Below are 13272 nucleotides of genomic sequence, written 5' to 3'. Positions count from 1 at the left end.
CTATGAGGCCGACAGAACTCGCCGTTTCTTCAGGCGGCTCAGGCGCTCAGGAAGCGGTAGAGATTGCGCAGCATGCCGGCCGTCGCGCCCCAGACGAAGCGCTCCTCGCTGCCGTCCTGGTAGGGCATCGAGTACCAGTGCCGCTGCGTCCCGTCGCCCGCGGGCACGGCATGGCGGCGGTGGTTGGCCGGGTCCATGAGCCAGCCCAGCGGCACCTCGAAGGCCTGCGCGACCTCGTAGGGATTGATGGTGAGCTCGAAGCCGGGCTCGACCAGCGACACCACCGGCGTGACGATGAACGAGGTCACGGTGGTGTAGGTCGGCAGGCTGCCGAGCACCTCGATGTAGCTGGCCGACAGGCCGACCTCTTCCCAGGCCTCGCGCAGCGCGGCGGCCGCGATGTTGGCGTCCTCGGGATCGACGCGGCCGCCCGGGAACGCGACCTGTCCCGAATGGGTCGAGAGGTTCGCGGTGCGCTCGGTGAGCAGCACGGTCGGGCCCTGCGGGCGCTGCACGATCGGCACCAGCACGGCCGCCTGCGCGGGCTCGCGGCCGGTCATGCGCGGCTCGCGGCGCAGTTCGGGCGCCCAGGCCGGCGGCGAAGCGAAGCGCGCGCGCAGCGCCTGCGCCGTCAGCTGCTCCAGCGCCACCGCGGGCAGCCCGTCGGCCGTGCCGCCACCCACCACCGGGACCTTGCGCGGGTCGAATGGCGGCAGCATCGTGGGCACGACGGCATTGACGGGTTCGGAGGTGGCGGAGGACATGGACGGGGCGGCGCTGGAGGCGGTCAAGTGATCGATCGTGAGGCGAAGGGTGAACGGACGAAAGGGAAACGGGGGCAAAACGCAAAAAGCCGCCAGAGCGGCGGCTTTTTCGCAACAGGCAAGCCTGCGGGCAGCTTACGCGGCCGCGGCGCTCGACGACTTGCCGGGCAGCTTTTCCTTGATGCGAGCCGAACGGCCGCTGCGGTCGCGCAGGTAGTACAGCTTGGCGCGGCGCACGTCGCCGCGGCGCTTGACTTCGATGTTGGCGATCAGCGGGCTGTAGGTCTGGAAGGTACGTTCCACGCCTTCGCCGCTGGAGATCTTGCGCACGGTGAAGCCGCTGTTGAGGCCACGGTTGCGCTTGGCGATCACCACGCCTTCGTAGGCCTGCACGCGCTTGCGGGTGCCTTCGACGACGTTCACGCTGACGATGACCGTGTCACCGGGCATGAAATCGGGGATGGTCTTGCCGAGGCGAGCGATTTCTTCCTGCTCGAGAGTCTGGATGAGGTTCATGATTTCCTGATATCGATCGTGTCCGCGCTGCACAAAAGGCGTCGTTGGCGCAGTCATGCGGGATGACTTCGCACCGGACGCGGCCGGCCAGAGGATCGGGGAGCCTGCGATTATAGCTTTTTTTTGAGCACCGCCTCATCGGCGGCGTTCAGGCGTCCGGCGGAGCGGGCCGCGTCGATCAATTCGGGGCGTTCCCGGGCGGTGATCGCCAGCCGCTGGTCGCGGCGCCAGCGCTCGATCTGCGCATGGTGGCCCGACATCAGCGGCGCCGGCACGCCCTGCCCGTTCCACTGCTCGGGCCGCGTGTAGTGCGGGCAGTCGAGCAGGCCGTCGAGCGCGGGATTGAAGCTGTCCTGCACATGGCTGGCCTCGTCGCCCAGCACGCCGGGCTGCAGCCGCGCCACCGCGTCGAGCAGCGCCATCGCGGGGATCTCGCCGCCCGACAGCACGAAGTCGCCGAGGCTGACCTGGTGCGTGACATGGGCGTCGATGAAGCGCTGGTCGATGCCTTCGTAGCGGCCGCAGATCAGCACCGCGCCCTCGCTGGCCGACCAGCGCTCGACCGATTCGTGGCGCAGCGCCTCGCCGATCGGCGAGAACAGCACCACCGGCGCCGGCACGCCGCGCGCGGCCTGCGCCGCGGCGAGGCAGGCCGACAGCGGCTCGGCCATCATCACCATGCCGGGGCCGCCGCCGAACGGGCGGTCGTCCACGCGCTTGTAGTTGCCGCTCGCGTAGTCGCGCGGATTCCACAGCACCACCTCGACCTGCTTCGATTCGTAGGCGCGGCGCGTCACGCCGCTGGCCATGAAAGGCGCGAACAGCTCGGGAAACAGCGTGAGGATGTCAAAGCGCATGCGCGCGGACCGCGGCGGCGGGGCCGGGGTCAGTAGTCGGGCTGCCAGTCGACCGTGATGCGCCGGCCCGCGAGGTCGACGCCGTCGACGAAAGCCGAGACGAACGGCACCATGCGCTCGATGGCCTTGCCGTCCTGCTCGGCCGCGATCACCAGCGTGGTCTGCGGGCCGGTGGCGAGCAGTTCGCGCACCGCGCCGAGCACGATGCCTTCGCGGTTGACCACCTCGAGGCCGATCAGGTCGACCCAGTAGTACTCGTCGTCGGCGGTGCTCGGAAAGCTCGAGCGCGGCACGAACACGCGCGCGCCACGCAGCGCCTCGGCCGCGTTGCGGTCGGGCACGTCACGCGACGAGGCGACGATGCAGTCGGAGTGTTCCTTGGCTTCGCTGATCGCGAGCCGGAAAGCGGTGGCCGCCGAAGCCCCGGGGGCCTGCAGGAACCAGCGCTTGGAAGAAAAAAGCGCCTCGGGCTGGGCGCTGTGGGGCAGGACCTTGAACCAGCCCTTGATGCCCCAGGCATCGGCGATGCGGCCTACTTCGATCGCGTCCGCCGGCAATTCGGCGGCTTCGAGCGCGGGCAGCATCGCCGGTGGCCGGGCTGCTTAGGCGGCAGCCTTGGGAGCGGCCGCGGCGGCTTGACGGATCAGGCGCGCGACGGTGGGCGAGGGCTGGGCGCCGACGCTCTTCCAGTACGTCAGGCGGTCCTGAGCGATACGGATGCTTTCTTCGTTTTCCTTGGCGGTCGGGTTGTAGAAACCCAGGCGCTCGATGAAACGGCCATCGCGGCGAACGCGCTTGTCCGACACGACGATGTTGAAGAACGGACGGCCTTTGGCACCGCCACGGGAGAGTCGAATGACGACCATGATTTATCCTTGGGTGGGTCGCAGGCCTTCGTGTTTGAAGATGAAAACCTGCTCACGATGTTCTTCCAGCGTCGAGACACGCGACATGGCCACCCGGCCAGCGACACGCTGAAAAGCCCACGATTATAGCCCGCACCGTGTTCCGGCCGAGAATTCTTGCCTGCACTGGCCAGTTTCCGGCCCATTCACGGCCATTTCGCCGCTCCAATTTCCCCTCATGACAACGATCCGCCCCAGCCGGGAAGACGACATCCCGGCGATCGCCGCCATCTACGCCCACCATGTCCTGCACGGCACGGGCACATTCGAGACCGAGCCGCCCTCCCCCACCGAGATGGCCGCCCGGCGTGCCGACGTGCTGGGCAAGGGGCTGCCCTACCTGGTCGCCGAGCGCGACGGCGCGCTGCTGGGTTTCGCCTACTGCAACTGGTTCAAGCCGCGCCCGGCCTACCGCTTCTCGGCCGAGGACTCGATCTACCTGGCCGAGGCCGCGCGCGGCCAGGGCCTGGGCGCGCGGCTGCTGGCCGCCCTGTGCGAGGCGGCCGAGGCCGCCGGCGTGCGCAAGCTGATCGCGGTGATCGGCGACTCGGCCAATGCCGGCTCGATCGGCGTGCACCGCGGCCAGGGCTTCACCCAGGTCGGCGTGCTCAAGGACTGCGGCTGGAAGTTCGGCCAGTGGCGCGACGTCGTGCTGATGGAAAAGAGCATCGGCGCGGGCAGCAGCACCCATCCCGAATGAACGAAGCAACGAAAGCAGGATCGAGCACCGCATGAAAAGCAAGACGACCACGGCCTGGCTGGCCTTCCTGGGCGGCCCGCTGGGCCTGCACCGCTTCTACCTGCGCGGACTGGGCGACTGGCTCGGCTGGCTGCTGCCGATCCCGACCGCGCTGGGCCTCTACGGCATCGAGCGCGTGCGCATGTTCGGCGTGGACGACGGCTGGAGCTGGGTGCTGATCCCTTTCCTCGGCTTCACCATCGCCGGCTGCGCGCTCACGGCCATCGTCTATGGCCTGATGACGCCCGAGAAGTGGAATGCGCGCTACAACGCGGGCGCGGCACCCGACGCGGAACCGGGTCGCACGAGCTGGGCCACCATCGGCGCGGTGGTGCTGGCACTGTTCTTCGGCAGCACGATCCTCATGGCGAGCATCGTGTTCAGCTTCCAGCGCTACTTCGAGCACCAGGTCGAAGAGGGACGGAAGATTTCCCAGTAGATCCGGGGATTGGCACCCGGCGCCGACGCCGGGTACCAACCAAAAAAACCACCCGACCAGAGCCGGGTGGCAAACCTTGGAGACAAAAAAGACGCGGGAATCAGAAGCTGTGGCGCAGCCCGAAGTCGTAGCCCGTCGACGAGCGCGGTGCCCAGCCGGCGGTCGCCAGGTAGGCCGGAGCGCCTCCGGTGGTCACGCGGTTGAACACGGCCGTGTTGTTCTGGCCATCCTTGATGCGCACGCGGGCGATCGTGGCGTACAGGGCGGTGCGCTTCGACAGGTTGTGCACGTAGCCCAGCGCGAACTGGTTGGCCTTGGTCGACAGCTCGGGGTTGCCGAACAGCGCGGTGGCCGGGTTCACGAAGCCGTTCTGGCCGGCCTTGTACTTCACGTAGCCGTACGAAGCCTTGATCTGGCCCGGGCCCACCGGCACGCTGACGCCGAGCAGGAAGCCGTCGTACTTGTCGGTCACGCTGTCGACGAAGGTCAGGGCGCCCAGGGCGGTGGCCGTGTCGAACTTGTTGCGGACTTGCGAGTACTCGCCGAACAGCTTCGCCGCGCCGAGGTCGTAGCTCGCGCCGAGGTTGAAGGTGTTGATGCGGTTCTTGAACGCTTGCGAAGCCAGCGCCGGGGTCAGGACCGTGGTCGCGGTCAGCGGCGTGGTGTCCTTGTTGTCCTGGCCGTAGGAAACGGCGACGTCCAGCGGGCCGTTGGCATAGCCGACGCGGCCGCCGAAGTACGAACCGCGCTTCGAGGGCGACTCGATCACGTTCTCGTCGAACTTGACGTTCTCGTGCAGCGCGTACTGGAACTGGCCATAGAAGCCACCGAGGTTCGGCGGCAGGAAGTAGCCGATGCTGTTGCTGGCGCGCGCGTAGTTGTCGCTGGCCGAAGCGCCGTTGGGCGCGGTGCCTGCCTTGCGCGACAGCGAGTCGCCGACGCGGCTGATCAGGCTCGTGCCCACGCCACGCAGACCGAAGGGATCGAACACGTTGTCGTTCCAGTAGGTGGGCGTGTAGTCGCGGCCGAGGCGGATTTCGCCGAAGCCACCCGACAGGCTCACGGTGGAGCGACGGTCGAACGCGGCCACGCCGGTCTTGCCGTCATCGTTGGTGATGCCCGATTCGAGCCAGAAGCTCGCTGCCAGGCCACCGCCCAGATCTTCCGTGCCGCGGAAACCGAGGCGGCTGGAGCTGCTGCTGCCGTTCGCCAGGGCCGTTTGGCTCTGCTTGCGCGAAGCGCCGTAGAGCAGCGGGTTCGTGCCACGGTACTCGCTCTTGGTCGAGTAGTTGCTCACGCTCGCATCGACCACGCCGAACAGCGTCACCGACGATTGAGCAGCCGCTCCGCCGGCCGCCAGCACGGCGGCCAATGCCACCAGGGATTTTTTCATTTCAGCTTCCTCTTTCTTAAGCACAACAAGCGTCCTGGGCGGTTCTTCGAGGAACCACCCCGGAACGGGGGGACACCGGGGATTCCGCGGCGGCTCGCCGCGGTTTCTCGCGTGCATCGGATCGCGTTTCATGCGGCGCCGGCGTGGGACCGGCTCCGAGCGACGTTGCACGCGATGCATCTGCAATCGGGTGCAGTGATGGTCTCGTGCGCGGGTGAAGAGTCCGTGACAACCCTTAGAGTCCGTTCACGGAAACGGGACTCTTTGGCGCGATAACAACAGGCTCAGAAAGATGTGCTGAAACGCACTGCGCCGCACGGCGATCGCGCGGCATCGGGGCGATGTCGATGCACCCCGAAGAACCGGACTCAGAAGATCTGCCAGCTCACCCAGTAAGCAATCGCCGCCACGAACGCCGATGCCGGGATCGTGAAGATCCACGCCCACACGATGTTGCCCGCCACGCCCCAGCGCACCGCGCTCGCGCGCTGCGCCGAGCCCACGCCGACGATGGCGCCGGTGATGGTGTGGGTGGTCGACACGGGAATGCCCAGCGCGGTGGCCAGGAACAGCGTGAGCGCGCCGCCGGTCTCGGCGCAGAAGCCGCCCACGGGCTTGAGCTTGGTGATCTTCTGGCCCATGGTCTTGACGATGCGCCAGCCGCCGAACATGGTGCCCAGCGCGATCGCGGCATAGCAGCTCACGATGACCCAGGTCGGCGGTTCGGCCTCGCCAGCCGAGGCGTAGCCGGTGGCGATCAGCAGCATCCAGATGATGCCGATGGTCTTCTGCGCGTCGTTGCCGCCGTGGCCCAGGCTGTAGGCGCCGGCCGAGACCAGCTGCAGCCGCCGGAACCAGCGGTCGATGCGCGAAGGCGTTGCGCGGCGGAAGGTCCAGGCCACGATCACCATCATCAGCGAGCCGAGCAGGAAGCCCAGCACCGGCGAGACGAAGATGAAGGCCACGGTCTTCCAGATGCCCGAGGCGACGAGGCCGCTGGTGCCGGTCTTGGCGATCACGGCGCCGACGATGCCGCCGATCAGCGCATGCGAGGAACTGCTGGGGATGCCGTAGTACCAGGTGACGAGGTTCCAGCTGATGGCGCCGATCAGCGCGCCGAACACCACGTGCACGTCGACCACGCCGGGCTGGGCGATGCCCTTGCCCACGGTGGCGGCCACGCTCAGGTGGAAGACGAAGATCGCGATCAGGTTGAAGAAGGCGGCGAACACCACGGCCTGGCCGGGCCGCAGCACGCCCGTGGACACCACGGTCGCGATCGAGTTGGCGGCATCGTGGAAGCCGTTCATGAAGTCGAACAGGATCGCGAGCGCGACCAGCACCATCACCACCCAGAGGGCGACCTGCACCGTTGCCATCGGTCGTGCCCGCTCAGGAGTTCTCGAGGACGATGCCCTCGATCACGTTGGCCACGTCCTCGCACTTGTCGGTGATCGTCTCGAGCAGCTCGTAGATCGCCTTGAGCTTGATGACCTCGCGCACGTCGGGCTCCTCGCGGAACAGCTTGCTCATGGCGCTGCGCATCACGCGGTCGGCGTCGGACTCGAGGCGGTCGATCTCCTCGCAGGTCTTCAGGGTGGCCTCGGCCACGGCCGGGTCGGCGATCTTGCCGAGGTACTTCACGGCGTCCTTGAGGCGGTCGCAGCACTTCACGCTCAGCGTGGTGAGGCGCACGATCTCCTCGGTCATGTGGCGCACGTCGTACAGCGCCATGGTCTCGGCCGAGTCCTGGATCAGGTCGGCCACGTCGTCCATGGTGTTGATGAGCTTGTGGATCTGCTCGCGGTCGATCGGCGTGATGAAGGTCTTGTGGATCAGCCGGTTGACGTCGTGCGTGACGCGGTCGGCCGCGCGCTCGGCGTTGTCGACGTCGCGGTTGTACTGCTCGCGCAGGTGCACGTCGTTGTAGTTGGTGACGAGTTGCTCGAACGCCCGGGCCGCCTCGACGATGCGCTCGGCGTGCTGGTTGAACATCTCGAAGAAATTGCCCTCGCGGGGCAGCAGCTTGCCGAACATGGCGACTCCTGGAGGACGTCAATCACAGTTTCATGACGCCTTGATGAAAAACCCGCGAAGTTTAAACGGGCGGATCGTGCGATCCGGACCTTGGGGGGTTGATCTTTTCGTTGTATATGCGCGCGGCGTGGCTGCCGCGCAGCCGCCAGCAGCATCACCGGCGCGACGCCGGCGGGATCGAGGCCCGCCCTGGCGGCCCGCTCAAGCCTGGGGATCGGTGTCGCGCAGCCGCTCGATGACCTGCTTCGACACGCGCGCCAGCGCGGCGCGCGGCACCTTGTCGGGCGCGATCTCCGCCAGCGGCTTCAGCACGAAGGCGCGCTCGCGCATGCGCGGATGCGGCAGCGTGAGCGCGGGCGTGTCCTTGACCGTGTTGCCGTGCGTCAGCAGGTCGAGGTCGAGGGTGCGTGGCGCATTCGGAAACGGCCGCTCGCGCCCGGCCTCGAGCTCGAGCTGCTGCAGGTCGGCCAGCAGCGCCTCGGCCGTGAGGCCGGTGCGCACCGCGACCACGGCATTGATGAAGTCGGGGCCGGTGGCATCGACCGGCGCGCTGCGATAGAGCGAGGAGCTGGCCGTCACGGTGGTGCGCTCGATCGCGCCGATGGCGAGGATCGCGGCGCGCACCGCCGCGGCGGCATCGCCGAGGTTGGCACCGATCGCGATGAAGGCCTGGACCGTGGGGTACTCGTCGCGGGACCGGCTCGGAGGCCGGGCCGGGCCGGAGCCGCCCGAGCGACCGGCCGGCCTGCGCGCCGGCGCGGCGCCCTTGCGGGCCGGGCCGGCGGAACTGGCGCCGCGGCCGCCGGGCTTGCGATCGCCATCGCGGGCATCGCGCGGTGCCTGGCGACGGCCCTCGCCGCCCCCCGCGGGCTTGCGGCCGCCCGCGCCCTTGCCGCCCGACGGGCGCCCGGTGGTACTCATTCGGACGCGGCTGGCGCGCCGCCCTCACCACCGGTACGCGGCTTGCGGCGGCGCCGGCGCTTGCGCGGCGCGGCCGCCTCGCCATCGGGCGGCACGGCAGCACCGGCTTCGCCGTCGGCCGCCTCGTCGTCCGCGCGCTCGTCGCCGCGCGCGGCGGCGCTCTTGACGACCACGGGACCGGCCGCGGGCGCGGTGTTGCGCACCCGCACGCGCTGGCGCGTCTTCTGTTCGTCGCGCACCTGGTCCAGCAGGTCCTGGCGCCGCGTGTCGTCCGAGGTGCTGAACTCCTGCCACCACTCGGCGATGGCCTCGCTCACCTCACCCACGTCGGCGCGCAGGCGCATGAAGTCGAAGGCGGCACGGAAGCGCGCCTGCTCGACCAGGCTGTAGGGCGTGGAGCCGGTGCGCTTGTCGAAGCGCGGCTGCATCATCCAGATCTCGCGCATGTCGGCGGCCAGCTTGCCGCGGCCCGAGACGTCGCCGATGCGCGCGTTGAACACGTCGTCGATCGCGTCCTGCAGCGCCGGGAACGGCGGCTGCGCGCGCTGGCCGTTGCGGCCTTCCTGGCGCTGGGCCCAGCCGTCGCGCACGTCGGCCCACAGCACGCAAGCCAGCAGGAAGCTAGGCGCCACCGGCTTGCCCTCGCCGACGCGGCGGTCGGTGTCCTGCAGCGCGGCCTTCACGAACGGCAGGTCGGCGCGCTCCACCACCACGTCGAGCAGCGGATAGATGCCCCTGGCCAGCCCCAGCTTGCGCAGCTGCTCGACGGTGGCAATCGCATGGCCGGTCTGCAGCAGCTTGAGCATCTCGTCGAACAGGCGGCTCTGCGGCACGTCGGCCAGCAGCTTGCTCGACTCGACCAGCGGCGCGCCGGTCTTGGGCTCGAGCTTGAAGCCCAGGGCCGCGAGCTTGGCCGAGAAGCGGATGGCGCGGATGATGCGCACCGGGTCCTCGCGGTAGCGCACGGCCGGGTCGCCGATCATGCGCAGCACCAGCTTCTGGGCATCGCGGATGCCGTGGTGGTAGTCGATCACCACCTGCCGCGCCGGGTCGTAGTACATCGCGTTGACGGTGAAGTCGCGGCGCGCGGCGTCTTCCTCCTGCGGGCCCCAGACGTTGTCGCGCAGCACGCGGCCGCTGGCGTCCACGGCATGGGTCATGCCCGCGAGCTCGCCCTTGCTGGTGCGCTCGTTGCCGCTGACCTGGCCGGCGGCGGCCGCGTCCATGTAGGCGCGGAAGGTCGAGACCTCGATCACCTCGTGCTCGCGGCCGCGCCCGTACACCACGTGCACGATGCGGAAGCGCCGCCCGATGATGAAGGCGCGGCGGAACAGCCCCTTGACCTGCTCGGGCGTGGCATTGGTCGCCACGTCGAAGTCCTTGGGCCGCAGGCCGAGCAGCAGGTCGCGCACCGCGCCGCCCACCACGTAGGCCTCGAAACCGGCCTGCTGCAGGGTGGTGACCACATTCTTCGCGCGTTCGTCGACCAGGGCCGGATCGATCCGGTGAACCTCCGCCGGCACTTCCTCGCGCTTGCCGAAGCGGCTCTTTCCCTGTGCGCCGCCGGCGGATTTGCCGAGCAGCTTGTCGATGAATTTCTTGATCATTGGTTGAGAAGGGTTCTTCTTATTCGTTTTCGAGCATGGAGCGGATCAACGGAATGGTGATCGCGCGTTGCGTCTGCAGCGCATAGCCGTCCAGCTGCGTGAGCAGCTCCATCAGGCTGCCGAGGTCGCGGCTGAAGCGGTGCAGCATGTAGTCGAGGACATCGTCGGACAGCATCACGCCGCGCGCATCGGCGGCCTGGCGCAGCACGGCGCGCCGCTCGCTCTCGCCGAGCACCTGCAGATGGAACACGTGGCCCCAGCCGAGGCGGGTGCGCAGGTCCTCGCGCAGCGGCAGATCGGCCGGCGGCAGCGCGCCCGCGGCCACCACGCCGCGCTGCAGGCTCTGCGCATTGACGAACCAGTTGAAGGCCGCGTGCTGCTGCACGGCGGTGTAGAGGTGCACCTCGTCGAGCAGCACGGCGACCCAGCGCTCGTCGAACTCGGGCGGCTCCAGCAGGCCGGCGTGCAGCCAGCCCACGCTGGCGCCCTGCTCGCGCAGCGCCACGCGCACCGATTCGAGCAGGTGGGTCTTGCCGCTGCCGCTTTCGCCCCACAGGTAGGTGGGCACGGGCGAGTGGAGCGCCGGACTGCCGGCGCCGCCCACCCACAGTTGCAGGTGCCGCAGCGCCGCCTCGTTCGGGCCGGCAAAGAAGGCGTCGAAGCTGGGGCCCGTCGCGATGCCGATATCGAGCGCGAGCTGTTTCATCCCGGGAAGGTTCATGGAGGGGGCGGTCAACGCCCGTAAAATCGTCCGGAATTCTATCGGCCCGGCCGTTTCGCCCTTTGACCCTCCCCCCGGGGTGCCATCGCGGCCGGCGCGCTTTCCATTCCTCTCGCTTCCAACCAGCCATGACCTCCCCTCTGCCCACTCCGCTCAGCTACAAGGACGCCGGCGTCGACATCGATGCCGGCGACGCGCTGGTCGACCGCATCAAGCCGCTCGCGAAGAAGACCCTGCGCGAAGGCGTGCTGGCCGGCATCGGCGGTTTCGGCGCCCTGTTCGAGGTGCCCAAGCGCTACAAGGAGCCGGTGCTGGTGAGCGGCACCGACGGCGTGGGCACCAAGCTCAAGCTGGCCTTCGAATGGAACATGCACGACACGGTCGGCATCGACCTCGTGGCCATGAGCGTCAACGACGTGCTGGTGCAGGGCGCCGAGCCGCTGTTCTTCCTCGACTACTTCGCCTGCGGCAAGCTCGACGTCGACACCGCCGCGGCGGTGGTCGGCGGCATCGCGCGCGGCTGCGAGCTCTCGGGCTGCGCGCTGATCGGCGGCGAAACCGCCGAGATGCCCGGCATGTACCCGGCCGGCGAGTACGACCTGGCGGGCTTCGCGGTCGGCGCGGTCGAAAAGTCGAAGATCCTCACGGGCCAGAACGTCAAGCCCGGCGACGTGGTGCTGGGCCTGGCCTCGGCCGGCGTGCATTCCAACGGCTTCAGCCTGGTGCGCAAGGTGATCGAACGTGCCGGCGCCGAGCTGCCCGCCACGCTCGACGGCAAGCCCTTCCGCGAGGCCGTGATGGAGCCCACCCACCTCTACGTGAAGCCGGTGCTCGAGGCGCTCGGCAAGCACCCGATCAAGGCGCTGGCCCACATCACCGGCGGCGGCCTGCTCGAGAACATCCCGCGCGTGCTGCCCGAGGGCACCGCCGCCCACCTGAAGAAGGGCAGCTGGCCGCAGACCGAGCTGTTCGCCTGGCTGCAGAAGGTGGCCGGCATCGACGACATCGAGATGAACCGCACCTTCAACAACGGCATCGGCATGGTGGTGGTGATCGACGCGGCCGAGGCCGCCGCCTGCGCCGCCACGCTGCGCGCGGCCGGCGAGACGGTGCACGAGATCGGCGCGATCGCCGAGCGCGGCGAAGGCGCCGCCGTGGTCGTCGCCTGAACCCACCGGGTTTCGACGCGCAAGCGCCCTCCCGGATGACCAAGCCCCTGCCCACCGCTCCCATCGCCCCCGTGCCGCCACGCAGCGCCCCGCGCAACGTGGTGATCGCCAGCTACCTGCTGATGCTCGCGGGCCTGATGCTCGTGATGTGGCAGCACCTGCTGCCGGGGCTGCTGTGCGCCTGCATCGGCTTCCTGGCCACGCGCTTCTTCGCGCGGCTGATCGGCCGCGGCCTGGCGCGCTTCGCCCCGCTGCGCGCGCGCGGCGACGGCATCGCGCGCGTGCTGGCGGTCACGCTGGTGCTGCTGGCGCCGATCGCGCTGGTCACCGTGGGGCTGTCGCAGGCGCGGGAATACGTCATCGACGCACCCGACCAGTACCGCGAGCTGCTCGACTACACGGCGCGCACCGTGCTCGAGCTGCGGCTGAAGCTGCCGCCCGAGATCGCGGTCTACCTGCCCGAGGGCGCGGCCGAGATCCAGCGCATGGTGGCGAACTACATGCGCGCCCAGGCCGGCATGCTGGCACTCACCGGCCGCGCCTGGCTCGGGGCGCTGCTGTTCGCCTACGTGGGGCTGATCATCGGCGGGCTGGCCGCGGTGGCGCATGCGCGCGGGCCGCGCCGGCCGCTGGCGGAGGAGCTGCACCAGCGCATCACGATGTTCGGCCAGGCTTTCGGCCAGATCGTCGCGGCGCAGTTCTGGATCGCGGCCTTCAACACGCTGCTGACCGCCATCTTCCTGCTGGTGCTGATGCCGCTGTGGGGCCCGCACCTGCCCTACACGCCCGCGCTGATCACGCTGACCTTCGTCGCCGGGCTGGTGCCGATCGTGGGCAACCTGGTGTGCAACGCGGTGATCACGCTGGTGGCGTTGTCGGTGTCGCCGGTCACGGCCGCGGCCTGCCTGGCCTTCCTGATCCTGATCCACAAGGCCGAGTACGTGATCAACGCCAAGGTGGTGGGCAGCCGCACGCAGATGAGCGTGTGGGAGCTGCTGGCCGTGATGTTCGTGGCCGAGGCGGTGTTCGGCCCGGCCGGGCTGGTGGCGGCGCCGCTGTTCTACGCCTACCTCAAGAAAGAGCTGCAGGCCGGCGGCCTGGTCTGAGGCGGCGGGCGCCCCGCGCGCCTGGCGATGTCCTGATTTGATCGATTCTGGTCCGCTCCGGAGCGGCCCTCAGGCGTGAAACCGCCAAGAATCGGGCG

The 13272-nt window shown here is 69.1% G+C and carries 15 protein-coding genes; 4 read left to right on the top strand and 11 right to left on the bottom strand.

Annotation, left to right across the window (positions count from 1 at the left end; translation table 11 throughout):
* Positions 1-38: 38 nt before the first annotated feature.
* The 5 genes from AC1HIL_RS12385 to rpsP form a co-directional block, all read right to left on the bottom strand.
* A complete protein-coding gene (locus AC1HIL_RS12385; protein ID WP_261208588.1) occupies positions 39-764 on the bottom strand; it encodes a CoA pyrophosphatase in 726 nt (241 codons plus the stop codon).
* Between the two features lie 135 nt (positions 765-899).
* Positions 900-1280: a 50S ribosomal protein L19 gene (rplS, locus tag AC1HIL_RS12380; protein WP_057590644.1), complete on the bottom strand. Its 381-nt coding sequence runs from the start codon at positions 1278-1280 to the stop codon at positions 900-902.
* Between the two features lie 110 nt (positions 1281-1390).
* Positions 1391-2137: a tRNA (guanosine(37)-N1)-methyltransferase TrmD gene (trmD, locus tag AC1HIL_RS12375; protein ID WP_479671895.1), complete on the bottom strand. Its 747-nt coding sequence runs from the start codon at positions 2135-2137 to the stop codon at positions 1391-1393.
* 29 nt (positions 2138-2166) lie between these two features.
* On the bottom strand, positions 2167-2721 hold the full coding sequence (rimM, locus tag AC1HIL_RS12370) for a ribosome maturation factor RimM (RefSeq protein WP_057590646.1): 555 nt from the start codon (positions 2719-2721) through the stop codon (positions 2167-2169).
* Between the two features lie 18 nt (positions 2722-2739).
* Positions 2740-3003 carry a 30S ribosomal protein S16 gene (gene rpsP, locus AC1HIL_RS12365; protein ID WP_057590647.1) on the bottom strand — a complete coding sequence of 88 codons (264 nt, stop codon included), beginning with the start codon at positions 3001-3003 and terminating at the stop codon, positions 2740-2742.
* Positions 3004-3220: 217 nt separating this feature from the next.
* On the opposite strand from rpsP, the gene AC1HIL_RS12360 reads away from it, so the two are divergent.
* Both AC1HIL_RS12360 and AC1HIL_RS12355 read left to right on the top strand, forming a co-directional pair.
* A complete protein-coding gene (locus AC1HIL_RS12360) occupies positions 3221-3742 on the top strand; it encodes a GNAT family N-acetyltransferase (RefSeq protein ID WP_261208591.1) in 522 nt (173 codons plus the stop codon).
* A 31-nt stretch (positions 3743-3773) separates the two neighbouring features.
* Positions 3774-4220, top strand: a complete 447-nt coding sequence (locus AC1HIL_RS12355; protein WP_057590649.1) for an NINE protein — start codon at positions 3774-3776, stop codon at positions 4218-4220.
* A 100-nt stretch (positions 4221-4320) separates the two neighbouring features.
* Here the strand turns inward: AC1HIL_RS12355 and AC1HIL_RS12350 are convergent, their stop codons facing one another.
* From AC1HIL_RS12350 to hda, 6 genes are all read right to left on the bottom strand, one after another.
* Positions 4321-5613 (bottom strand): porin, encoded by a 1293-nt coding sequence (locus tag AC1HIL_RS12350; protein ID WP_057590650.1) that lies wholly within the window; start codon positions 5611-5613, stop codon positions 4321-4323.
* Positions 5614-5981: 368 nt separating this feature from the next.
* Positions 5982-6992 (bottom strand): inorganic phosphate transporter, encoded by a 1011-nt coding sequence (locus AC1HIL_RS12345; protein ID WP_057590651.1) that lies wholly within the window; start codon positions 6990-6992, stop codon positions 5982-5984.
* A 13-nt stretch (positions 6993-7005) separates the two neighbouring features.
* Complete coding sequence (locus AC1HIL_RS12340; protein WP_261208593.1) at positions 7006-7650, bottom strand: DUF47 domain-containing protein; 645 nt, start codon at positions 7648-7650, stop codon at positions 7006-7008.
* Between the two features lie 201 nt (positions 7651-7851).
* Complete coding sequence (folK, locus tag AC1HIL_RS12335) at positions 7852-8571, bottom strand: 2-amino-4-hydroxy-6-hydroxymethyldihydropteridine diphosphokinase (RefSeq protein ID WP_479671894.1); 720 nt, start codon at positions 8569-8571, stop codon at positions 7852-7854.
* Entirely contained in the window at positions 8568-10178 is a 1611-nt protein-coding gene (pcnB, locus tag AC1HIL_RS12330; protein WP_261208599.1) for a polynucleotide adenylyltransferase PcnB, read from the bottom strand. Before pcnB ends, folK begins: the two co-directional genes overlap by 4 nt.
* A gap of 19 nt (positions 10179-10197) precedes the next feature.
* Positions 10198-10884 carry a DnaA regulatory inactivator Hda gene (gene hda / locus AC1HIL_RS12325; RefSeq protein ID WP_314733633.1) on the bottom strand — a complete coding sequence of 229 codons (687 nt, stop codon included), beginning with the start codon at positions 10882-10884 and terminating at the stop codon, positions 10198-10200.
* A 143-nt stretch (positions 10885-11027) separates the two neighbouring features.
* Here hda and purM point away from each other — a divergent pair, with 143 nt between their 5' ends.
* Both purM and AC1HIL_RS12315 read left to right on the top strand, forming a co-directional pair.
* A complete protein-coding gene (purM, locus tag AC1HIL_RS12320) occupies positions 11028-12068 on the top strand; it encodes a phosphoribosylformylglycinamidine cyclo-ligase (protein WP_057590655.1) in 1041 nt (346 codons plus the stop codon).
* A 35-nt stretch (positions 12069-12103) separates the two neighbouring features.
* Positions 12104-13174: an AI-2E family transporter gene (locus tag AC1HIL_RS12315; protein WP_057590656.1), complete on the top strand. Its 1071-nt coding sequence runs from the start codon at positions 12104-12106 to the stop codon at positions 13172-13174.
* Positions 13175-13272: the final 98 nt, after the last annotated feature.

Source organism: Variovorax sp. ISS6, assembly GCF_056523145.1.
Note: the sequence above shows the minus strand (reverse complement) of the source record. Positions and strands in the feature narration are given on the sequence as shown.

What these genes read in the sequence shown, in the direction of transcription:
- hda (WP_314733633.1), bottom strand. Translation starts at nt 10,884, where the DNA reads ATGAAACAGCTCGCGCTCGATATCGGCATCGCGACGGGCCCCAGCTTC.
- rpsP (WP_057590647.1), bottom strand. Translation starts at nt 3,003, where the DNA reads ATGGTCGTCATTCGACTCTCCCGTGGCGGTGCCAAAGGCCGTCCGTTC.
- AC1HIL_RS12350 (WP_057590650.1), bottom strand. Translation starts at nt 5,613, where the DNA reads ATGAAAAAATCCCTGGTGGCATTGGCCGCCGTGCTGGCGGCCGGCGGA.
- AC1HIL_RS12360 (WP_261208591.1), top strand. Translation starts at nt 3,221, where the DNA reads ATGACAACGATCCGCCCCAGCCGGGAAGACGACATCCCGGCGATCGCC.
- rimM (WP_057590646.1), bottom strand. Translation starts at nt 2,721, where the DNA reads ATGCTGCCCGCGCTCGAAGCCGCCGAATTGCCGGCGGACGCGATCGAA.
- trmD (WP_479671895.1), bottom strand. Translation starts at nt 2,137, where the DNA reads ATGCGCTTTGACATCCTCACGCTGTTTCCCGAGCTGTTCGCGCCTTTC.
- pcnB (WP_261208599.1), bottom strand. Translation starts at nt 10,178, where the DNA reads ATGATCAAGAAATTCATCGACAAGCTGCTCGGCAAATCCGCCGGCGGC.
- AC1HIL_RS12355 (WP_057590649.1), top strand. Translation starts at nt 3,774, where the DNA reads ATGAAAAGCAAGACGACCACGGCCTGGCTGGCCTTCCTGGGCGGCCCG.
- AC1HIL_RS12345 (WP_057590651.1), bottom strand. Translation starts at nt 6,992, where the DNA reads ATGGCAACGGTGCAGGTCGCCCTCTGGGTGGTGATGGTGCTGGTCGCG.
- AC1HIL_RS12385 (WP_261208588.1), bottom strand. Translation starts at nt 764, where the DNA reads ATGTCCTCCGCCACCTCCGAACCCGTCAATGCCGTCGTGCCCACGATG.
- purM (WP_057590655.1), top strand. Translation starts at nt 11,028, where the DNA reads ATGACCTCCCCTCTGCCCACTCCGCTCAGCTACAAGGACGCCGGCGTC.
- AC1HIL_RS12340 (WP_261208593.1), bottom strand. Translation starts at nt 7,650, where the DNA reads ATGTTCGGCAAGCTGCTGCCCCGCGAGGGCAATTTCTTCGAGATGTTC.
- folK (WP_479671894.1), bottom strand. Translation starts at nt 8,571, where the DNA reads ATGAGTACCACCGGGCGCCCGTCGGGCGGCAAGGGCGCGGGCGGCCGC.
- AC1HIL_RS12315 (WP_057590656.1), top strand. Translation starts at nt 12,104, where the DNA reads ATGACCAAGCCCCTGCCCACCGCTCCCATCGCCCCCGTGCCGCCACGC.
- rplS (WP_057590644.1), bottom strand. Translation starts at nt 1,280, where the DNA reads ATGAACCTCATCCAGACTCTCGAGCAGGAAGAAATCGCTCGCCTCGGC.